Source organism: Stenotrophomonas sp. Ste96 (assembly GCF_024519495.1).
Taxonomy (GTDB): Bacteria; Pseudomonadota; Gammaproteobacteria; order Xanthomonadales; family Xanthomonadaceae; genus Stenotrophomonas; species Stenotrophomonas bentonitica_A.
Genome location: NZ_JALJRX010000002.1, coordinates 170672 through 190494 on the forward strand (window position 1 = coordinate 170672; position 19823 = coordinate 190494).

Below are 19823 nucleotides of genomic sequence, written 5' to 3' on the forward strand. Positions count from 1 at the left end.
GCCGATGCGGCCGTTACCGGTTGTGAAGGGCTGCGCCATGCCGGCGCGGCCGGAACAGCAGAAAACGGTGACCGATGAGCGTGATGTCCATTGCCAGTGCCGGCATGCGTGCCGCCTCGCTCGGGGTACAGACCGCCGCGTCCAACGTGGCACGGTTGCCGGTCACGGATGCGACCCGCCTTGGCGTCGCGCAGACTGCAGCGGCAGGTGGCGGCGTCACTGCCAGCGTGATCACCGCGCCCGACGATGCCAATGCGCCGATCGCGGACCTGCTCACGGCCAAAGAAGCCGCGCTGGCGTTCGCCGCCAACGCGACCGTGCTCCGCCGCCAGGACCAGATGCTGGGCACCTTGCTCGACCGCTGGGCCTGACTCGATCGCGCACGCCGGCCACGGTCCGGCGCCACGCATCATCAACGCCGGCAGGTGCCGACCCTTGGCCGGCACCCACCCGCAGAGCGACTTACGCCGACAGCTCCAGCAACAGCTTGTTGAGCCGGCGCACATACGCCGCCGGGTCCTTCAGCGTGTCGCCCGCGGCCAGCGCGGCCTGGTCGAACAGGACGCGGCTGAGGTCATCGAAGCGCGCGGCATCGCCTTCCTGGTCCAGCTTGCCGATCAGCGGATGGCCGGGGTTGAACTCGAACACCGGCTTGCTGTCGGGCACCTTCTGGCCGCTGGCTTCCAGAATCTGGCGCATCTGCAGGCCCAGGTCCTGTTCGCCGATCGCCAGGATCGCCGGAGAGTCGGTCAGGCGGTGTGAGACGCGCACGTCGGCCACGTCATCGCCTAGTGCGGCCTTGATACGGTCCACCAGCGCCTGCTTGTCCTTGGCCACGGCTTCCTGGGCCTGCTTGTCTTCGGCGGTTTCCAGCGCGCCCAGGTCCAGATCGCCACGCGCGACATCGACGAACGACTTGCCGTCGAACTCGGTCAGGTACCCCATCAACCATTCGTCGATGCGGTCGGTAAGCAGCAACACCTCCACGCCCTTCTTGCGGAACACCTCCAGGTGCGGGCTGTCCTTGACCTGGGTGTAGCTGTCGCCGGTCAGGAAGTAGATCTTGTCCTGGCCTTCGATCATGCGGCCCACGTAATCGGCCAGCGAGACGCTCGGCTCGCCGCTGTCGTCATGGGTGGAGGCGAAGCGCAGCAGGCCGGCGATCTTCTCGCGGTTGCCGTAGTCCTCGGCCGGGCCTTCCTTGAGCACCTGGCCGAACTGCTTCCAGAAGCCCGCATAGACCTCCGGCTTGTCCTTGGCCAGTTTCTCCAGCATGTCCAGCGAACGCTTGGTCAGCGCCGACTTCATCGAATCGATGACCGGGCCGGACTGCAGGATTTCACGCGAAACGTTCAGCGAGAGATCGTTGGAATCCACCACGCCCTTGATGAAACGCAGGTACAGCGGCAGGAACTGCTCGGCCTGGTCCATCACGAACACACGCTGCACGTACAGCTTCAGGCCCTTGGGCGCGTCACGGTGGTACAGATCGAACGGCGCATGGCCGGGCACGTACAGCAGAGAGGTGTACTCCAGCTTGCCTTCAACCTTGTTGTGGCTCCACGCCAGCGGATCCTGGTGGTCATGCGCGGCGTGCTTGTAGAACTCCTGGTACTCGGCGTCGGTGATCTCGGTGCGCGGGCGGGTCCACAGCGCGCTGGCACGGTTGACGGTTTCCCATTCGACCTCGGCCGGGGCATCTTCGCCGTGGTGTTCCTTGGCCATCTGGATCGGCAGGCCGATGTGGTCGGAGTACTTTTTGATGATGCCGCGCAGGCGCCAGCCATCGGCGAAGTCGCGCTGGTCATCCTTGAGGTGCAGCACGATGCGGGTGCCGCGCTCGGGCTTGTCGATGCTTTCCACGTCGAACTCGCCTTCGCCGCGCGAGGACCAGTGCACGCCCTCGCTGGCGGGCAGGCCGGCACGGCGGGAGTAGACGTCCACCTGGTCGGCGACGATGAAGGCGCTGTAGAAGCCGACGCCGAACTGGCCGATCAGCTGCGAATCCTTCTTCTGGTCGCCGGAGAGCTGGCGCAGGAAGTCGCCGGTGCCGGACTTGGCGATGGTGCCCAGGTGGGCGATCGCTTCGTCACGGCTCATGCCGATGCCGTTGTCGTCGATGGTCAGGGTGTTGGCGGTGGCATCGAAGCTGACGCGGATGCGCAGGTCGCCGTCGTTCTCAAGCAGGGCCGGCTGGGTCAGCGCTTCGAAGCGCAGTTTGTCCGAGGCATCGGCCGCGTTGGAGATGAGCTCGCGAAGGAAGATTTCCTTGTTGGAGTACAGCGAGTGGATCATCAACTGCAGCAGCTGTTTGACTTCGGTCTGGAAGCCCAGGGTTTCTTTTTGGGTCTGCACGGTCATGGGTCGTGTTGCTCCTTGGGACATTGCCGCGCCCGGCGCGGCGGCTGGCTCAAGGGGTAGGGGTGGATTGTCCCGAATTCAAGAGTGTCGGCAGCCTTCGGGGCCGAATCGCAAGCAGGAGTGCGGCGCCTGCCTCTACAAGGTAGGTCGGACGTGCGACAGGTAGAGCCACGCCATGCGTGGCTGCATTTCATGCCAGCATCGGGATGCCTGGCAGAGACAGCGACCGGACCGCCTAGAATATTGTCCTGAACTACCTGCCATCTGTGCCCATGACTCTCTCCCGCCCGTTCGCCCATCCCGCTTCCATCTGTCTCCGGAGCCCCGCATGAAACCGCGTCAGCCGGCCGCTGCCGTGGGCCAGGTGCGGATTATCGGGGGCAAATGGCGCAATACGAAGCTGCCGGTGCCGTTGTCGCCGGGGCTGCGGCCCAGCAGTGACCGGGTGCGCGAGACGCTGTTCAACTGGCTGATGCCGCGCCTGGGCGGGGCGCGGGTGCTGGATCTGTTCGCCGGCAGCGGGGCGCTGGGGCTGGAAGCGGTCTCGCGCGGGGCGGCGCAGGCCACGCTGGTGGAGCGCGATGCCGCATTGTCCCGGCAGCTGCGCGAGTCGGTCGCCAGGCTGGGGGCGCAGGACCAGATCGCCGTGGTGCAGGCCGATGCGCTGCAGTGGCTGCGGCAGCCGGCCGGACCGCTGGCGGATATCGCGTTCGTCGATCCGCCGTTCGACGATGGGCTGTGGGAGGCCGTGATGGCGGGACTGCCCCCGCATCTGGCACCTGATGCCTGGGTGTACGTGGAGTCCCCGGCCGATCAGGCGCCGAAGATGCCCGCGCCGTGGCTGCTGCACCGCGAGGGGGGCACCCGGGAGGTCCGTTTTGCCCTGTATCGCCGCGCCACTGCTACACTTTCACCAGACCAACACGCGTAGCTGACGTATGACCGTGGCCAACCGCCGCATTGCTGTCTACCCGGGCACCTTCGATCCGATCACCAACGGTCACATCGATCTGGTGAACCGCGCTGCACCCCTGTTCGAGAAGGTGGTGGTGGGCGTGGCGCAGAGCCCGTCCAAGGGGCCGACGCTGCCGCTGGAGCTGCGCGTCCAGCTGGCCCGTGATGCGCTGGGCCACAACCGCAACGTGGAAGTGCGTGGTTTCGATACCCTGCTGGCGCATTTCGTGCGCTCGGTGCAGGGCGGGGTGCTGCTGCGCGGGCTGCGCGCGGTCTCCGATTTCGAGTACGAATTCCAGATGGCGAGCATGAACCGCCATCTGATCCCGGAGGTCGAGACCCTGTTCCTGACCCCGGCCGAGCAACACAGCTTCATTTCGTCTTCGCTGGTCCGCGAGATCGCCCGCCTGGGCGGCGACGTGTCCGGCTTCGTGCCGTCCGCCGTGCTTGAGGCACTGCGCAAGGTCCGTGAAGCGAAGTCGGGCCAAGCGTAGTACCTGTCAGACCCATACATACCAAGAATCACCAAGGGAGGAATTCCATGAACAACACCATGCGTGCCATGTTGATCGCGTCGTTCGCGCTGGCCTTCACCGCCTGTAAGAAGGAAGAGGCCGCGCCGGTCGTCGAAGCCCAGCAGGCGCTGGTCGCCCCGGCTGCCGATGACGATGCCGGCTGGAAGAAGTACCTGCAGGCCGTGGCCGTGCAGAACATGGGCAACATCAGCAACAGCCCGTACCTGTACTACCTCTCGCCGGAATCGGATCCGGAATTCGCCGCCAAGTATGAGCGTCAGGTCGAAAGCGCCACCCAGGCCGTCGCCCGTGGCGTGCAGCCGGGCAACATGCTGGCCTTCGGTTCCTCGGCCTCGGCCAAGATGGCCGACATGATCCAGGCCGTGTTCAAGGACGTCTCGCCGGACTCGATGAAGGGTGTGCGCGTGGTGTTCATCGGCAAGGCCGCCGACAACGCCCGCGTCCAGTCGATCATCCAGCCGACCGGCGCCGAGTACATCTTCGTCGAAGCCAAGTAACCCGTGCAGTGGCGGCCGTGCCTTGTGCGCGGCCCGGGTGGCGCCCGCAGGGGCGTCACCGATGACCGGCCCGCGCGCCCGCGTGGGCCGGTTCTCATCCGCCGGCGCGGGCGTGGAGTAACGCCATGTCGCTGAAAATCAATGAGCTCTGCGTCAATTGCGACGTCTGTGAGCCGGCCTGTCCCAATCAGGCCATTTCGATGGGTGAAACCATCTACGTGATCGATCCGGCCCGCTGCACCGAGTGCGTGGGGCATTTCGACGAACCCCAGTGCGTGGTCGTCTGCCCGGTCGAATGCATCGATCCCGATCCGGACATTCCGGAAACCCAGGACGCCCTGCTGGCCAAGCTGCACGGGCTGCAGCGCGATCATCCCGAATTGTATGTCACGGAGTTTCTGCCGAAATGAGAACGCTGTCGCGTCGTTGGTTGCTGCTCGTCCTGCTGGTGGCCCCGAGTGCCTGGGCCGCGGAATCCGCACCGGCGGTTCTGGCCAAACACCCTGACGGCGCCGCCGTCGCCAGTGGCCATCACCTGGCCACGGAAGCGGGCATGGAGATCCTGGCCAAGGGCGGCAACGCGTTCGACGCCGCCGTGGCCGTGTCTGCCACGCTGGCGGTGGTCGAGCCGATCAGCTCGGGCCTCGGCGGCGGCGGGTTCTTCCTGCTGCACGATGCGGCCACCGGCAAGGACGTGATGCTGGACGCGCGCGAAACCGCGCCGCAGTCCGCCACGCCCGAGGCGTTTCTCGACAAGAAGGGTGACCTGGACCGCGACCGTTCGGTCAACGGCGCCTGGTCGGCCGGTATCCCGGGCCTGCCGGCCGCGCTGGTGGAACTGTCCTCCAAGCACGGCAAGCTGCCGCTGAAGACCTCGCTGGAGCCGGCGATGCGCATCGCGCGCGAGGGCTTCCCGGTGTACGCGCGCATGTCCAAGGGCTATCAGTCCCGGCGTGAGGTGATGCAGCGCTACCCCGGCACGCGCGAGGTCTACGAGCGCAACGGCAAGCCGATCGCCGAGGGCGACCTGTTCCGCCAGCCGGAACTGGCCAAGACCATGGAGCGCCTGGCCGACCAGGGCTTCGATGGCTTCTACCGGGGCGAGACCGGCAAGCTGCTGCTCAAGGGCGTGAAGCAGGCCGGCGGACACTGGACCGCCGAGGAACTGGCCGGCTACCGGGTCAAGCTGCGCGAGCCGATCGCCTTCAAGTACCGCGACTGGACCATCACCACCGCCTCGCCGCCGTCGTCCGGTGGCATCGCGTTGGCCGCCATGCTGCAGATCCTGGAAGGCTGGGACCTGAAATCGATGGATCCGGCGCACCGCACCCATCTGGTGGTGGAAGCCATGCGCCGCGCCTACCGCGACCGTACCTTCTTCCTGGGCGATCCGGATTTCGTGGACATCCCGCAGAAGGTGCTGACCAGCAAGGATTACGCGCAGGGCCTGCGTGCCACGATCCACCCGGACAAGGCCACCCCCAGTGATCTGCTGTCGGGCAACCCGACCCCGCTGGAAGATGACGAGACCACCCATTTCTCGATCATCGACCGCGAAGGCAACCGCGTCGGCGCGACTCAGACCGTGAACCTGCTATACGGCTCGGGCCTGATTCCGTCCGGCACCGGCGTGCTGCTCAACAACGAAATGGACGATTTCGCGCTGAAGCCGGGCACGCCGAACGCCTTCGGCGTGATGGGCTATGCGGCCAATGCGCCCAAGCCGGGCAAGCGCATGCTCAGCTCGATGACCCCGACCTTCATGGAGTCCGCCGACAAGGTCGTGGTGCTTGGCACGCCCGGTGGCAGCCGCATCATCACCATGGTGCTGCTGGGCATCCTGGGGTACGACGACGGCCTGACCGCCCAGCAGGTCGCCGCGCTGCCGCGCTACCACCACCAGTGGCTGCCGGACCTGATCGAGGCCGAGGACGGCACCTTCGATGTGGGCACCATCAAGCAGCTGCAGGCGATGGGCCACAAGATCGACCTGCCCGGCGATACCGCAGCTGGCGGCCGCGGTTCCAGCCACGTCTGGGGCAACCTGCAGACCGTGGAATGGGACCGTCGCAGCAACGTGCTCAGCGGCGGCAGCGACCCGCGCAATCCGGTCGGCAGCGCCGCGGTCAGCCAGGTGCACTGATTGACCGCAGAAACGAGAAACCCCGTCCCAGTGGCGGGGTTTTTTCATGGGCGATGGCTAGCGAATATTTAACGGGCACGCGACGATAATTTGCGAATGAAACTATGGTCCATCCGCGGTAACACCCAGAAACTCGACGGCGGTGCGATGTTCGGCAACGCCCCGCGCGCGGTGTGGGAAAAGTGGGCGGCACCGGACGATCTCAACCGGATCGAACTGGCCTGCCGTGCACTGCTTGCCAGCCCGCTGGCGGGCAAGACCGTGCTGTTCGAAACCGGTATCGGGGCCTTCTTCGAACCGAAGCTGCGTGACCGCTACGGCGTGCAGGAACCCGGCCATGTGCTGATCGAATCCCTGCGTGAGGCCGGTTTCGAGCACGAGGATATCGACGTGGTGGTGCTGAGCCATCTGCATTTCGATCATGCCGGTGGCCTGCTGGCGCCGTGGAGCGAAGGGCGCACGCCCGAACTGCTGTTCCCGAACGCGACCTTCCTGGTCGGCGCCGAGCACTGGGCGCGCGCGCTGCATCCGCACCCGCGCGACCGTGCCAGCTTCATCCCCGAACTGCCTGGCCTGCTGCAGGCAAGCGGTCGGCTGGAAATCGTCGACGGCCCGCACTCCAGGACGCTGGGCGACAGCGTGCGTTTCAGTTTCAGCAACGGGCACACGCCGGGCCTGATGCTGGCAGAGATCATCGGCCCCGAAAGCGTGGATGGCCAGGCGCGGGGTGGGGTGGTGTTCTGTGCGGACCTGATTCCCGGCCGCTCGTGGGTGCACGTACCGATCACCATGGGCTACGACCGTAACGCCGAACTGCTGATCGACGAGAAACGCAGCTTCCTGGAAGACAAACTGGCCCGCAACGTCCATCTGTTTTTCACCCACGACCCGCAGTGCGCGCTGGCGCAGGTGTCACGCGATGAGAAGGGCCGCTTCGGTACCGTGCACGAACAGGGCGAACTGAAGGCCCGCGCGCTCGCGTAACGCCTGCGGTACATCCGGCCGCGCATGGGCCGGTGTCACCGCGCGGCCCCCTGCAGTAACGTCTGCGCAAGCACACCGGTAGGTGCCGACCGTTGGTCGGCACGGCACCCACGGCCGCGGGCATTACCCGCTCAACGCGTCAATGCGCCTTCAAACACCCGCTCATGAACGTCTTGCGCGCATCGCCGGCCAGCTTCTTGGCGGCCGCATCGGCGTTGCAGGTCTTCATGCGCTCCTGCGGCGTGCTCGCCGTCGGCGCCGGAGCGCTCAGGCAGGCCTTCTGCGCAGTTTTGTAGTCCTCGCCGGTCTTGCCTTTGTTCTTGGCCGAGCATTCGGCCATCCGCTGTTGCTGCGCGGTCGCCGCGCTGGCGATCACAGGGCCACCCAGAAACAGCAGACAGGCCAGCAGGGACAGGGTCTTCATGACGCAGCTCCACGCACGGGTTGATGGTGCGCGTAGCTTCTGCCCGGCCATGGCCAGGCCGTGTGAAGCACCGGCGGCCGGTGCTGGCCGCCGGTCAGAACGAGCGGATCAACCGACCACGCGGGTCCCGAAAATCCGGTCGCCGGCATCGCCCAGGCCCGGCAGGATGTAGCCCTTCTCGTTGAGCTGGGCATCGATGGCGGCGGTGAAGATCTCCACGTCCGGGTGCACGGCCTGCACGGCGGCGATGCCTTCCGGCGCGGCGACCAGGAAGATGCCCTTGATGCGGCGGGCGCCAGCGCGTTTGAGCATGTCGATGGTGGCGATCAGGGTGCCGCCGGTGGCCAGCATCGGGTCCAGGATCAGCGCATCGCGCTCTTCCAGGCGGCCGGTCAGCCGCTCGAAGTAGGGCACCGGCTGCAGGGTTTCCTCATCGCGCTGCAGGCCGACCACGCTCACCCGCGCGGCGGGGATCAGCGAGAGCACGCCACTGAGCATGCCCAGGCCGGCGCGCAGGATCGGCACCACGGTGATCTTGGCCCCGGCGATGCGCTGCACCGTGACCGGGCCGGCCCAGCCGGCCATGGTGTGGGCTTCGGTATCCAGGTCGGCGGTGGCCTCATAGGCCAGCAGCCCACCGAGTTCATTGGCCAGCTCGCGGAAGTCCTTGGTGCTCAGGGACGCATCGCGCATCAGGCCGATCTTGTGCTGCACCAGCGGATGGCGCACTTCGACGATTTTCATGGGGGAATCAGGGGAGAGGAGAGGTCACTAGTGTGCCGCAACGCCCAACCGAAGCCAAAAGCCGAAGCCGCCATGCCCGGTAGTGCCGAGCCATGCTCGGCAGGCCCGCCAGTGACGAAGCCGATCACCGGCGCACCCGTCAACCCGAGGCAGCCGAGCATGGTTCGGCTCTACCCAGACCCCGATTTCCGGCCTCGATGTCCCCGGTGTCATCCCCATGCAACCTCCCGGACATACCGTGCTGACCCATTCTTTACACAGATTGGGGAATGCAGTGCAGAAGAAGCGTCCGTTGGGCCTGGCGATCAGCCTTTCATTGCTGGCGGTGATCACCCCGTCCGCCCATGCCGCCGATACGCCCGATGGCAGCACGGTGGCCGGCAGTGCCGCCGCCGGTGCCGCCGCCATCGACCTGGACCGCGTGGAAGTACGCCCGCAGCTGGAGTCGCAGACGCGCGCGGTCGACCTCAAGCGCAGCAGCGATGCGATCGAAGATGCAGTGTCCTCCGATGCCATGGGCGTCTACCCGGACAAGAACGTGGCCGAATCGCTGCAGCGCCTGCCCGGCGTCAGTGTCACCCGTGACCAGGGCGAGGGGCGCTTCGTGGTCATCCGTGGCCTGGATGCCAATCTCAACAGCGTCAGTGTCGACGGCATCGCCATCGGCACCCCGGAAGACTCCAGCCGCGCTGCACCGCTGGACGTGATTCCCTCCGACTCGACCGAGCGCCTGCGCGTGGTCAAGTCGCCCACCCCGGACATGCCGGGCGACGCCATCGGTGGCGCGATCCTGGTCGAGTCGGCCTCGGCGTTCGACCGCGAAGGCCGCAACCTGCGCGGCAAGATCGAAGCCAGCCACCAGCAGCTCTCCGGCAATACCAGCCCGAAGGCCGCGATCAACTACAGCGAAGTGTTCGCCGATACCTTCGGCGTGGCGCTGGGCGTGAACTACCAGAACCGCAAGTTCGAGTCGGACAACACCGAAGTGGAGTACGGCGAGTTCGACGGCGGTGCCGAGGACGACCTGTTCGCCAACAGCCTGCAGCAGCGCAAGTACGAGATCGAGCGCAAGCGCATCGGCGCCAACCTCAACCTGGACTGGCACCCGGACGAGGACAACCGGTATTACCTGCGCACGCTGTACAGCCAGTTCGACGACGCCGAAACCCGCCAGCGCACCCTCTTCAACTTCGGCGATGGCGAGGTCACCGCGCTGGGCAACAACCAGTACCGCGTCGATGACCTGCCGGCCGATGCGATCCAGAAGCGCATGCGCTACCGCACCAAGAAGGAAAACACGTTCACCACCAGCGCCGGCGGCGAGAACCGGTTGACCAATGCGGTGGTCGATTACAAGGTCGGCTACACGCGTACCGAAGAGCGCGTCAACGACGAGATGGAGGCGCGCTTCGAGTACAACGGCGATGACCTCGGTGCCAGCGTCGATCAGAACCGCGGCATCCCACGCTACACCCTGACCAGCGCGCAGTGGATGGACAACGGCAACTACGATTTCGATCGCTTCGTGGTGTCGCCCAAGCAGGTCAACGACAGCGAGCGCAGCGCGCAGATCAACGTGCGCTTCGATGGGGATTCGTCCAGCTACAAGATCGGCCTGCTGGGCCGCTGGCGCGACCGCGACGTCAACGTGGATGAGCGCGAACTGCGGGTCGGCCCGGACGTGGCGTTGTCGGACTGGACCACCTCCACGCCCGATCACCGCGGCGGCAGCCTCGGCCAGGGGATGAGCTCGGACGCCATGCGGCGCTACTGGGCCCAGCAGGGCGGCCAGTACAGCGCCCGCCCGCAGGATGCCGGCGGCAACGCCCTGGCCTCGCTGGAAGAGGACTACACCGCCAGCGAGGACATCTTCGCCAGCTACGCGATGGGCACCTGGGATGTTGGCGCGCTGCGCATCATCGGCGGCGTACGCGTGGAGAACACCCAGTTCAGTGCCACCGGCAACAGCGTGGAGGTGGCGCCCAACGGCCGCAGCTTCACGGTCACCCCGCTGAGCGTGAGCCGCAGTTACACCAATGTGCTGCCTGGCCTGCACCTGCGCTACGACGCAGGCGATGACTGGGTGCTGCGCGCGGCCGCCAACAAGACCGTCTCGCGCCCCTCGTTCGGCGATGTGGCGCCGCGTGTCGGCCTGAGCCGGGGCGATGAGGAAGTGCGCATCGGCAACCCGCAGCTGGACCCGTACGAATCGAAGAACATCGACCTGTCGCTCGAGAAGTACCTCGGCAGCACCGGCATCGTCTCGCTGGGGGTGTTCCACAAGTCGATCGATGGCTATATCGTCAACACGGTGAGCAATACGGATCCGGCGTATCCCGGCTTCGAAGTCACCCGGGTGATCAACGGCAACAAGGCCACGGTCAAGGGGGCCGAGTTCAACTGGCAGCAGCAGCTCGCCTTCCTGCCGGCCGGCTGGGATGGCCTGCTGGTCGGCGCCAGCGGTACCTGGCTGGACACCGATTTCGACCCGGGCGTGGCCGGTCGCGAGCGCGACGACTTCATGTTGCCGCGTGCCTCCAAGCATGTGTACAGCGCGCACATCGGCTATGAAAAGGCCGGCTTCAGTACCCGCGTGGCAGCGGTCTACCGCAGCGAGTATCTGGACTCGCTGGGCGACAGCCGCGCGTATGACATCTACGTCGCACCCAACACCCAGCTCGACTTCAGCATGGACTACAAGATCACATCGAACGTGAGCGTCTACTTCGAAGCGCAGAACCTGCTCGACAAGCCGCTTGAGTTGTACCAGGGCGTGCGCTCGCGCACCCTGCAGAACGAGGAGTATGGCCGTACCTACGCCCTCGGCCTGAAGGTGGCCCTGTGATGCGCGCCTCCCATTGCCTGAGCCTGCTCGCGCTGGCGCTGTTGACCGCGTGCAAGCCTGCCGCCGCCCCCGGAGCAGCGGCGCCGGACCCTGCCGCAGCCGGCGCGTCGACAGCTGCTGCCGACGCCTCCGCCGCGCGCCAGGTCGCCACGGTCGCCGAGGCGTTCCTGACCCCGATGACCCCGGACGACAACATCGACTCGCCGGCCAGCTGGACCACGCCCGACGGCCAGGTCTGGCTGATCGCCACCGCCAAGGCCACCGACAAGCTGGTGGTCTATGACGGGCAGACCGGCGCGAAGCTGCGCGATGTCGGCAGCCTCGGCACCGCCCCGGGCCAGTTCGACCGCCCCAACGGCATTGCCGTGGTCGATGACCTGGTGCTGATCGTGGAACGCGACAACCACCGCGTACAGGTGCTGCAGCTGCCGGACTTCACCCCGCTGGGCGTGTTCGGCACCGGTGAGCTGCGCAAGCCGTACGGGATGTGGGTGAACAAGCTCGGCAGCGGCTACGACGTGTACGTCACCGATTCCTACGACGCTGGCGAAGACGCGCAGGGCAACGATGTGCTGCCGCCGCTGGCCGAGCTGGACAAGCGCGTGCGCCGGTATGCGCTCACTGTGCAGGGCGGCAAGGTGCAGGCCTCGCTCACCGCCAGCATCGGTGACACCACCGAAGCGGGCGCGCTGCGCGTGGTCGAATCGATCTGGGGCGACCCCGCCAACGACCGCCTGCTGATCGCCGAAGAGGACGAAACCTACGCCAGCGAGTTCAAGGTCTACACGCTGGAAGGTCGCTTCAGCGGCACCACGTTCGGCCGCGATGCCTTCCAGGCCCAGGCCGAAGGTGTGATGCTGCGGACCTGCGGCAAGGATGGCTGGTGGATCACCACCGAGCAGGGCAAGCAGCGCAGCGTGTTCCACCTGTTCGACCGCCACACCTTGAAGCACGTCGGCGCCTTCCAGGGCAACACGGTGGCCAACACCGACGGCATCTGGTCGATGCAGGCGCCGTCCGCGCGTTTCCCGAACGGCGCGCTGTACGCCGTGCACGACGACCAGGGCGTGGTGGCCTTCGATTGGGCCAGCATCGCCAGGCAGTTGTCGCTGCCGCTGGAGTGTGGCGCGTGAGCCGCGTTCCTGCCGCCCTGACCGCGCTCGCACTGGGGCTGCTGCTGTGCAGTGGCAGCGCCGTGGCAAAGAAGGAGGCCGAGACCGGTGCCGAACCCAACACCCAGGTCCCGGCCGGCAACCGCCATTACGCCGCGAGCGGATTCCCGGACCGGCTGGTCGCCTCCCCGGCGCAGGACGCTGCCCGCGGCTTCTCGGTCGCCTGGCGCACCGATACCTCGGTCAAGGCACCGGTGCTGGAATGGGTGCTGGCCGGCGACTCTCCGGATGTCGGCACGCCGACCCGCATCACCGCCACCACCCAGGCGCTGAGCACTGAACTCGGCACGTCCCACCATCACCGTGCGGACGTGACTGGCCTGCAGCCGGACACGCTGTATCTGTGGCGCGTGCAGGGGCAGAACACCTGGAGTGCCTGGAACCAGCTGCGCACCGCGGGCCGTGCCGAGCAGCCGCTGACCCTGTTGTATTTCGGTGATACCCAGAACAAGAACCTCAGCCACGTCTCCCGGGTGATGCGGGCCGGCATCAAGGCTGCCCCGGACGCGCGCCTGAGCCTGTTCGCCGGTGATCTGGTCAGTGGGGGCGATGGGCAGGACGACAGCGAGTGGGGCGAGTGGTTCGCCGCCGCCGGCTGGCTGCCGCAGGAAACCGCGGTCGCCCCGGCGATCGGCAACCATGAGTACTTCGAGGAGTTCGAAGACACCCCGCAGGAGCGTCGCGTGCTCGGTCGCCACTGGCCAGTGACGTTCGCGCTGCCGCGCAACGGCGTGGACGCCGCGGATACCAGCACCTACTGGTTCGACTACCAGGGCGTGCGTATCGCGGTGCTCGACGGCACCTCTGCGCTCGATCTGGGCACGGCCAAGGCGCAGGCGGCGTGGCTGGACACGGTGCTGGCCGACAACCCGCACCCGTGGAGCATCGTCCTGCTGCACCAGCCGTTCTATTCCCCGCGCGAAGGCCGCGAGAACACCGAGCTGCGCGATGTGCTGCTGCCGGTGGTGCGCCGTCACCAGGTCGATCTGGTGCTGCAGGGCCATGACCATACCTATGGCCGCCGCGGTGAAGGGCAGGGCACGACGCCGCAGTTCGTGGTCACCGTGGCCGGGCCGAAGCAATACCGGCTGTCCGGTGAGGCCCGCGCCACCATGGCGCCGGTCGGCGAGGACACGCAGTTGTTCCAGGTGCTGAAGATCGACCCGCAGCACCTGCGCTACGAGGCGCGCACCGTCACCGGCCGCCTGTACGACGGTTTCGAGTTGACACGCGGCACCGATGGCCGCAAACAGAAGACCGAACTGACGCAGGGACGCATCGCCCCCCGTGACTGCACGCGCGCGCAGACCCTCAAGGGCCGCGCCGACCGTTGCTGGGAATGACCGACCGGCCGGGCCGCTGCGGCGTGCCCGGCCCTTCGTGGAGACCGAGATGATCCATCGCCGTTCCATCGGGCGGGCTGTGTTGGCCGCGTCCCTGCTGCTGCTCACCGGCGCCGGCGTGGCCGGCAACGCGGTGCTGCACCCGTTCCTTGCCGCGCAGCCGAACAATGCCCCGGAAGAGGTGAATCTGGCCGTGGAGATTCCGGCTGGCAGCGTCACCAAATACGAGATCAAGGAAGACGGCCTGGTCCACGTGGACCGCTTCCAGTCGATGCCGGTGGCCTACCCGGCCAACTACGGCTCGATACCGCGCACCCTGGCCGGCGACAACGATCCGCTCGACGCGCTCGTACTGACACGGGAGCCGCTGCATCCCGGCGTGATCGTGCGGTTCCGCCCGATCGGCTTCCTGAAGATGGTCGATGACGGCGAGCAGGATGAGAAAGTGATTGGCGTGCCGACCGACAAGATCGATCCCACGTACGCCGCCATCCGCGATCTGGACGATCTGCCGCTGATCGAACGGCAGCGCATCGAAGCCTTCTTCCGCGTCTACAAGGACCTGCCGGCCGGCCGCAACCCGGTCCAGCTCAACGGCTGGGGCAATGCCGCCGAGGCAAAGGCGCTGATCCGTGCCTCGATGCAGCGTTTCGATGCGCAGCAGCGGCACGCGAAAGGCGATTGAGGGTCCAGGTCGCCGGGGCATCCGCTGATCCACGGCTCATGCACCACCTTCCGTGACGCCGAGCGTGTCGGCTATGCTCGATGCCCTGCGGCCGGGCACTGCCGATGGCAGGCCATTCCAGGAACGGGGCGACGGCACATGGAAGAGGAGATCAAGCGCGGCGTACTGACCGTGATCCACAACGGTCTGCTCTGGTAGCCCTCCCGGCCGATCACGCCGGGCCGGCGCCCGCCTTCTGCAGCCGCCGCAGGAACACGGCCATTTCCTTGACCGCCTGCTTGTCGCCGTTGGTCCCGGCCACAGCACTACCTTGCTGCCATGCCTGTGCCGCCGCCTCCGAATCCCCGGCCGCCAGATGGGCTTTGCCCAGCCATTTCCAGCCCGCCGAATACCGTGGATCCTGTGCGACACAGCGCTGCAGATGGATGACCGCCTCCGCGGTGTGGCCCGCGTCGAGCAGGGCCTTGCCCAGGCCGAAGCGGAGCAGGGCGCTGTCGCGGCCCTGTTCGAGCAGACGTTGCAGTGCGGAGATATCCATTCGATGCAGACTCAGGCAGCGGTGAGGCGGGCAAGCGTCGGGTCCAGCACTGCAGCCTCGGACGGCGTGGCGGAGGGCTGCGTGCCGAGGCCGAGTGCGGGACCCGTGTCCATCAACGGCCGCCGGCGGCCTGGTAACGGCGCGCGACTTCGGCCCAGTCGATCAGCTCGAAGAATGCGGCGATGTAATCCGGGCGGCGGTTCTGGTAGTTCAGGTAGTAAGCGTGTTCCCACACATCCAGCCCCAGGATCGGCGTGCCACCGGAGAGGCCCGCAACGTCGCCCATCAAGGGGTTGTCCTGGTTCGGGCTGCTCTCCACCAGAAGCGTGCCATCGCGGCTCAACGTCAACCACGCCCAGCCACTGCCAAAGCGGGTCTGCGCGGCCTTGGTGAAGGCCTCCTTGAACGCGGCGTAGCCGCCGAGGTCGCGATCGATCGCCTGCGCCACAGCGCCTTCCGGCGTGCCGCCGCTGGCGGTCAGCACCGTCCAGAACAGGCTGTGGTTGGCATGCCCGCCACCATTGTTGCGGACGGCGTTGCGCACCCCTTCGGGCAGGGACCCGATATCGGCGATCAGCGTGTCGATATCCGTGCTCTCGATCCCGGCATCGGTGAGGGCGGCATTGAGATTGGTGACGTAGGCCTGGTGGTGCTTGGCATGATGGATTTCCATCGTGCGTGCATCAAAGTGCGGTTCGAGTGCGTCGTAGGCGTAGGGCAGGGCGGGGAGGGTGTAAGCCATGGGTATCTCCAGCAAAACGAAAGGGCGGGTCGGCACAGGTACGAAGCACAGGGGCTTGGGCAGGCCCGCGTTGGTTCGGTGGACGCCACGATAGAACCTCAAGCGTGATTGAGGTCAAGCACGGCGATGTGGAACAGTGCGGGCCATCCGCGCGTGATCGCTGCCTGTCCTTCACCTGCACTGGCTATCATTGCCTCTCGAATCTTCCGGGGTAGTCTCGTGTCGGTAGCGTTGGTGTGGTTTCGCCGTGACCTGCGGTTGCAGGACAACCCGGCCCTGCAGGCCGCGCTGGATGCCGGCCATGTGCCGGTACCGGTCTACATCCATGCGCCGCACGAAGAAGGCGACTGGGCCCCCGGCGGCGCATCCAATGCCTGGCTGCACCGTTCGCTGGCGGCACTGGACGCCGACCTGCGCGCCCGCGGCTCGGCGCTGGTGCTGTGCCAGGGCGACAGCCAAGCCGAGCTGGAGCGCCTGATCGAGCAGACCGGGGCGGTGGCGGTCTACTGGAACCGCAAATACGAGCCGGCCACGCAGCCGCGCGATGCGAAGATCAAGCGCGAACTGCGCGAGCAGGGCATCGAGGCCGAGAGCCACAACGGCAGCCTGATGTTCGAGCCGTGGGACGTGGCGACCCAGCAGGGTGGGCCGTACAAAGTGTTCACGCCATTCTGGCGCAATGCGTTGACGCGCCTGCAGCTGCCGGCGCCCACCCGCGTGCCTGACCGGCTGCCCGCGCACACGGCGGGCGGCGAAACGCTCGATGCCTTTGGCCTGGCACCCTCGATACCGTGGGACCGGCAGTTCTGGGAGCATTGGCAACCAGGCGAGGCCGGTGCGCACGAAGCGCTGACGGTGTTCATCGATGGTGCCCTCAACGGCTATCGCGAGCAGCGTGATCTGCCGGACCGGGTGGGCACCTCGCTGCTGTCGCCGCACCTGCATTTCGGCGAAATCGCCCCGTGGCAGATCGTCCGCCGGCTGCAGGGCGAGCGCAGTGCCAGCCGCGATGCCGACATCGACGGCTACATCCGCGAGCTGGGCTGGCGCGAGTTTTCGTATCACCTGCTGCATCACTTCCCGCAGACGCCGGACCACAACCTCAACCCGCGCTTCGATCAGTTCCAATGGGCCAAGCCCGATGCGGACGCGCTGCGTGCATGGCAGCAGGGCCGCACCGGCATTCCGATCGTGGATGCGGGCCTGCGTGAGCTGTGGGCGACCGGCTACATGCACAACCGCGTGCGCATGATCGTCGCCAGCTACCTGTGCAAACACATGCGCCAGCATTGGCGCGAAGGTGCGCGCTGGTTCTGGGACACACTGGTCGATGCAGACCTGGCCAACAACACCATGGGCTGGCAGTGGGTGGCCGGCACGGGGGCCGACGCTGCGCCGTACTTCCGGATCTTCAATCCGGTCACGCAGTCGCAGAAGTTCGATCCGCAGGCGCGTTACATCACGCGCTGGGTGCCGGAACTGGCCGCGCTGCCGCTGAAGGCACGCTTCGCGCCCTGGCAATCGCCGCAGCTGCTGGCCGAGCACGCCCCAGCCTATCCCGCCTTGCCGCTGGTGGATCTGGGCGAAGGCCGCGACGCTGCCTTGGCCGCGTATCGGCACACAGGCGGGGCGTGATGGCCATCTCGGATCATCCGGCTCTGGGGTAAGCGTTTACCTGAACAGGGAGTTGCCGAGCGTGCCATTCATCATGCCGGCATCGCGTTGGGCTGTTTATGCTCTTCACGGCCCGCAAGCCGGCGCCGTCCGGTAACCAAGGAGAACCCTCATGATTCGACCCGCAACCCGCAACGTGGCCCTGGCCCTGATGACTGCTGCCGCCCTGACGGCCTGCGCCACCGGTGGCTCTTACGTGCAGAGTGACCAGTACGGCAACCCCGTCGAACAGCAGAACCGCACCGGCCGCAACGCCCTGATCGGCACGGCCGTCGGCGTGGCCGCCGGCCTGCTCAGCGGCAACAGCGCCACCGAGCGCCGCCAGCACGCCATGATCGGCGCCGGTATCGGTGCACTCAGCGGCGCGGCCGTCGGCCAGTACCAGGACCGCCAGGAACGCGCGCTGCGCGAACGTACCGCCAATACCGGTATCGACGTCTCCCGTGATGGTGACAACCTGACCCTGAACCTGCCGGACGGCATCACCTTCGATTTCGGCAAGTCCACCCTGAAGCCGCAGTTCTACAGCTCGCTCAATGGCGTGGCCAGCACGCTGGCCGAGTACAACCAGACGATGATCGAAGTGGTCGGCCACACCGACAGCATCGGCAGCGACGCGGTCAACAACCGCCTGTCCAAGGAACGTGCCGATTCGGTCGCCGCCTACCTGGCCGGCCAGGGCGTGCAGCGCGCCCGCATCGAAACCCTGGGTGCCGGCAAGGCCTACCCGATTGCCGACAACAACACCGATGCCGGCCGCGCGCAGAACCGCCGTGTCGAGATCCGTGTGATTCCGTTGCAGCAATAACAGCGCGCCAGCGCGCTGTTATTGCGTGGTGCGAGCCACAGGTTCGCAACACAGAAATGCCGCCCTTGCAGGCGGCATTTTTGTAGGTGCCGGCCGGTGGCCGGTACGCCCTGAACAGTTCCGTCCGCGCACGTCCGCAACACCAAAACGACAACGCCGCCCAAGGGGCGGCGTTGTCGTTCATACGGCACTGCGCTGATGAAGCATGGTCAGAATCACCCCGCGGTCACCGTCTCCAGAATGCGTTTCCCGGTCGCCTGCAGCTCGGTTTCCACCTGGGTCTGCTGCTGCTTGGCCAGCTTGGCCGCCGGGCACTGCGCGAGCATGTAGTTGGCATCGAAGTTCATCTTCTCCACCAGGAAATCGACGAACGCGCGGACCTTCGGCGACACCAGCCGGCCGCCGGCGAACACCGCGTTGAAGTCCACTTCCGGCCCGGTCCAGCCGGCCAATACGCGGCGCACCATGCCCGATTCGACGAACGGCTTGGCCATCACGTCACCGGTCAGCAGCAGGCCTTCGCCGCACACCAAGGCACCGTTCAAGGCGGACGGGTCGTTGGCCACCAGCAGCGGGTTGACCGGGAAATCCAGCAGTTCGCCGCCGTTCTCGCCCAGCTGCCAGAAGAACCGGTTGTTGTTGAGGTTGCGCGCCTTGCGCATCGCCAGGATGCGGTGGAACTGCAGCTCATCCGGATGCAGCGGCTCGCCGTAGCGTTCGATATATGCCGGGCTGGCAAACACCTGCGTACGCAGACTGCCCAGCTTGCGCGCCACCAGGTTGGAGTCGGGCAGGGTGCCCACGCGCAGCGCCAGATCCGCTTCACCGGCGATCAGATCCAGCTTTTCGTTGCCCAGGTGCATGTCCAGCTGGATTTCCGGGTACTGCGCATGGAACTGACCCAGCAGCGGCGCGATCCAGGTGATGCCGATCGAATAGGGCACGGTGAAGCGCAGCCAGCCGCGCGGCCCGGACTGCAGCTGGTTGACCGCGCCTTCGGCTTCCTCCAGCTCGCGCGCGATGCGCTGGCAATGCTCGTGATAGACCGAGCCGGCTTCGGTGAGGCCGAGGCGGCGGGTGGTCCGGTGCAGCAGGCGCGCACCGAGGCGCGTTTCCAGTTCCTGCACTTTGCGGCTGACCGTGGTCTTGGGTAGCCCCAGTGCCGTGGCGGCGGCGATGAAACTGCCTTGTTCGACCACTTTGACGAAGATCAGCGTGTCGTTGAGATCGTGGGCCATGACGGGATCCAGAGTCGGGGGAGGGGAAGAGTGCCGCAAATGATTGTGCCGGGCACGGGATGATTATTCCCCTAAATCCGGACTAATCAAGGGGGAGTTTGAAGACTAATCTGGCGCCATTCCAGATATGAAGGA

19 protein-coding genes are annotated in these 19823 nt (G+C 66.6%); 13 read left to right on the forward strand and 6 right to left on the reverse strand.

All coding sequences use genetic code 11. From position 1 onward, the window contains the following. Positions 1-74: 74 nt before the first annotated feature. Complete coding sequence (locus OC373_RS07585) at positions 75-371, forward strand: hypothetical protein (RefSeq protein ID WP_070427132.1); 297 nt, start codon at positions 75-77, stop codon at positions 369-371. Positions 372-462: 91 nt separating this feature from the next. On the opposite strand, the gene htpG is transcribed toward OC373_RS07585, so the two are convergent. Further along, positions 463-2361 (reverse strand): molecular chaperone HtpG, encoded by a 1899-nt coding sequence (gene htpG, locus OC373_RS07590; RefSeq protein WP_019183243.1) that lies wholly within the window; start codon positions 2359-2361, stop codon positions 463-465. 328 nt (positions 2362-2689) lie between these two features. On the opposite strand from htpG, the gene rsmD reads away from it, so the two are divergent. The 6 genes from rsmD to OC373_RS07620 all read left to right on the forward strand — a co-directional run bounded on the left by rsmD (position 2690) and on the right by OC373_RS07620 (position 7475). Continuing rightward, positions 2690-3292, forward strand: a complete 603-nt coding sequence (gene rsmD, locus OC373_RS07595; protein WP_261997392.1) for a 16S rRNA (guanine(966)-N(2))-methyltransferase RsmD — start codon at positions 2690-2692, stop codon at positions 3290-3292. Positions 3293-3299: 7 nt separating this feature from the next. Then, positions 3300-3809 carry a pantetheine-phosphate adenylyltransferase gene (gene coaD / locus OC373_RS07600; RefSeq protein ID WP_019183241.1) on the forward strand — a complete coding sequence of 170 codons (510 nt, stop codon included), beginning with the start codon at positions 3300-3302 and terminating at the stop codon, positions 3807-3809. Between the two features lie 47 nt (positions 3810-3856). Then, a complete protein-coding gene (locus tag OC373_RS07605; protein ID WP_070427135.1) occupies positions 3857-4348 on the forward strand; it encodes a hypothetical protein in 492 nt (163 codons plus the stop codon). 125 nt (positions 4349-4473) lie between these two features. Beyond that, positions 4474-4758: a YfhL family 4Fe-4S dicluster ferredoxin gene (locus OC373_RS07610; protein WP_070427136.1), complete on the forward strand. Its 285-nt coding sequence runs from the start codon at positions 4474-4476 to the stop codon at positions 4756-4758. Further along, positions 4755-6491 carry a gamma-glutamyltransferase gene (ggt, locus tag OC373_RS07615; RefSeq protein WP_261997393.1) on the forward strand — a complete coding sequence of 579 codons (1737 nt, stop codon included), beginning with the start codon at positions 4755-4757 and terminating at the stop codon, positions 6489-6491. The genes OC373_RS07610 and ggt overlap by 4 nt, the downstream gene beginning before the upstream one ends. Positions 6492-6587: 96 nt before the next feature. After that, positions 6588-7475: an MBL fold metallo-hydrolase gene (locus tag OC373_RS07620; RefSeq protein WP_261997394.1), complete on the forward strand. Its 888-nt coding sequence runs from the start codon at positions 6588-6590 to the stop codon at positions 7473-7475. Between the two features lie 139 nt (positions 7476-7614). On the opposite strand, the gene OC373_RS07625 is transcribed toward OC373_RS07620, so the two are convergent. Beyond that, the gene (locus tag OC373_RS07625) at positions 7615-7899 is read right to left on the reverse strand and encodes a PsiF family protein (protein ID WP_070427138.1); all 285 of its coding nucleotides are present in this window, start codon (positions 7897-7899) and stop codon (positions 7615-7617) included. Between the two features lie 108 nt (positions 7900-8007). Beyond that, the gene (gene upp / locus OC373_RS07630) at positions 8008-8643 is read right to left on the reverse strand and encodes a uracil phosphoribosyltransferase (protein ID WP_019183235.1); all 636 of its coding nucleotides are present in this window, start codon (positions 8641-8643) and stop codon (positions 8008-8010) included. Positions 8644-8917: 274 nt separating this feature from the next. Here upp and OC373_RS07635 point away from each other — a divergent pair, with 274 nt between their 5' ends. The 4 genes from OC373_RS07635 to OC373_RS07650 are packed head-to-tail and all read left to right on the forward strand — an operon-like array spanning position 8918 to position 14688. Continuing rightward, positions 8918-11488 (forward strand): TonB-dependent receptor, encoded by a 2571-nt coding sequence (locus OC373_RS07635; protein ID WP_261997395.1) that lies wholly within the window; start codon positions 8918-8920, stop codon positions 11486-11488. After that, the gene (locus OC373_RS07640) at positions 11488-12621 is read left to right on the forward strand and encodes a phytase (protein ID WP_261997396.1); all 1134 of its coding nucleotides are present in this window, start codon (positions 11488-11490) and stop codon (positions 12619-12621) included. The genes OC373_RS07635 and OC373_RS07640 overlap by 1 nt, the downstream gene beginning before the upstream one ends. 32 nt (positions 12622-12653) lie before the next feature. After that, positions 12654-14003: a metallophosphoesterase family protein gene (locus OC373_RS07645; RefSeq protein ID WP_261997557.1), complete on the forward strand. Its 1350-nt coding sequence runs from the start codon at positions 12654-12656 to the stop codon at positions 14001-14003. A gap of 49 nt (positions 14004-14052) precedes the next feature. Further along, a complete protein-coding gene (locus tag OC373_RS07650) occupies positions 14053-14688 on the forward strand; it encodes an inorganic diphosphatase (protein ID WP_261997397.1) in 636 nt (211 codons plus the stop codon). Positions 14689-14899: 211 nt separating this feature from the next. Here OC373_RS07650 and OC373_RS07655 read toward each other — a convergent pair whose 3' ends face one another. Both OC373_RS07655 and OC373_RS07660 read right to left on the reverse strand, forming a co-directional pair. Then, positions 14900-15226, reverse strand: coding sequence for a tetratricopeptide repeat protein (locus OC373_RS07655; RefSeq protein ID WP_070427142.1), 327 nt, complete (start codon positions 15224-15226; stop codon positions 14900-14902). A gap of 112 nt (positions 15227-15338) precedes the next feature. Further along, positions 15339-15968 (reverse strand): superoxide dismutase, encoded by a 630-nt coding sequence (locus tag OC373_RS07660; RefSeq protein ID WP_070427143.1) that lies wholly within the window; start codon positions 15966-15968, stop codon positions 15339-15341. A gap of 219 nt (positions 15969-16187) precedes the next feature. Between OC373_RS07660 and OC373_RS07665 the strand changes: the two genes are divergently transcribed. Continuing rightward, positions 16188-17603 (forward strand): deoxyribodipyrimidine photo-lyase, encoded by a 1416-nt coding sequence (locus tag OC373_RS07665; protein WP_070427144.1) that lies wholly within the window; start codon positions 16188-16190, stop codon positions 17601-17603. A 151-nt stretch (positions 17604-17754) separates the two neighbouring features. Next, a complete protein-coding gene (locus tag OC373_RS07670; protein ID WP_019183227.1) occupies positions 17755-18450 on the forward strand; it encodes an OmpA family protein in 696 nt (231 codons plus the stop codon). 215 nt (positions 18451-18665) lie between these two features. On the opposite strand, the gene OC373_RS07675 is transcribed toward OC373_RS07670, so the two are convergent. After that, the gene (locus OC373_RS07675; protein WP_019183226.1) at positions 18666-19688 is read right to left on the reverse strand and encodes a LysR family transcriptional regulator; all 1023 of its coding nucleotides are present in this window, start codon (positions 19686-19688) and stop codon (positions 18666-18668) included. Between the last annotated feature and the right edge of the window lie 135 nt (positions 19689-19823).

Excerpts from the sequence above, each read along its gene's own strand:
- OC373_RS07585 (WP_070427132.1), top strand. The coding sequence starts at position 75 with ATGAGCGTGATGTCCATTGCCAGTGCCGGCATGCGTGCCGCCTCGCTC.
- htpG (WP_019183243.1), bottom strand. The coding sequence starts at position 2,361 with ATGACCGTGCAGACCCAAAAAGAAACCCTGGGCTTCCAGACCGAAGTC.
- rsmD (WP_261997392.1), top strand. The coding sequence starts at position 2,690 with ATGAAACCGCGTCAGCCGGCCGCTGCCGTGGGCCAGGTGCGGATTATC.
- coaD (WP_019183241.1), top strand. The coding sequence starts at position 3,300 with ATGACCGTGGCCAACCGCCGCATTGCTGTCTACCCGGGCACCTTCGAT.
- OC373_RS07605 (WP_070427135.1), top strand. The coding sequence starts at position 3,857 with ATGAACAACACCATGCGTGCCATGTTGATCGCGTCGTTCGCGCTGGCC.
- OC373_RS07610 (WP_070427136.1), top strand. The coding sequence starts at position 4,474 with ATGTCGCTGAAAATCAATGAGCTCTGCGTCAATTGCGACGTCTGTGAG.
- ggt (WP_261997393.1), top strand. The coding sequence starts at position 4,755 with ATGAGAACGCTGTCGCGTCGTTGGTTGCTGCTCGTCCTGCTGGTGGCC.
- OC373_RS07620 (WP_261997394.1), top strand. The coding sequence starts at position 6,588 with ATGAAACTATGGTCCATCCGCGGTAACACCCAGAAACTCGACGGCGGT.
- OC373_RS07625 (WP_070427138.1), bottom strand. The coding sequence starts at position 7,899 with ATGAAGACCCTGTCCCTGCTGGCCTGTCTGCTGTTTCTGGGTGGCCCT.
- upp (WP_019183235.1), bottom strand. The coding sequence starts at position 8,643 with ATGAAAATCGTCGAAGTGCGCCATCCGCTGGTGCAGCACAAGATCGGC.
- OC373_RS07640 (WP_261997396.1), top strand. The coding sequence starts at position 11,488 with ATGCGCGCCTCCCATTGCCTGAGCCTGCTCGCGCTGGCGCTGTTGACC.
- OC373_RS07650 (WP_261997397.1), top strand. The coding sequence starts at position 14,053 with ATGATCCATCGCCGTTCCATCGGGCGGGCTGTGTTGGCCGCGTCCCTG.
- OC373_RS07655 (WP_070427142.1), bottom strand. The coding sequence starts at position 15,226 with ATGGATATCTCCGCACTGCAACGTCTGCTCGAACAGGGCCGCGACAGC.
- OC373_RS07660 (WP_070427143.1), bottom strand. The coding sequence starts at position 15,968 with ATGGCTTACACCCTCCCCGCCCTGCCCTACGCCTACGACGCACTCGAA.
- OC373_RS07670 (WP_019183227.1), top strand. The coding sequence starts at position 17,755 with ATGATTCGACCCGCAACCCGCAACGTGGCCCTGGCCCTGATGACTGCT.
- OC373_RS07675 (WP_019183226.1), bottom strand. The coding sequence starts at position 19,688 with ATGGCCCACGATCTCAACGACACGCTGATCTTCGTCAAAGTGGTCGAA.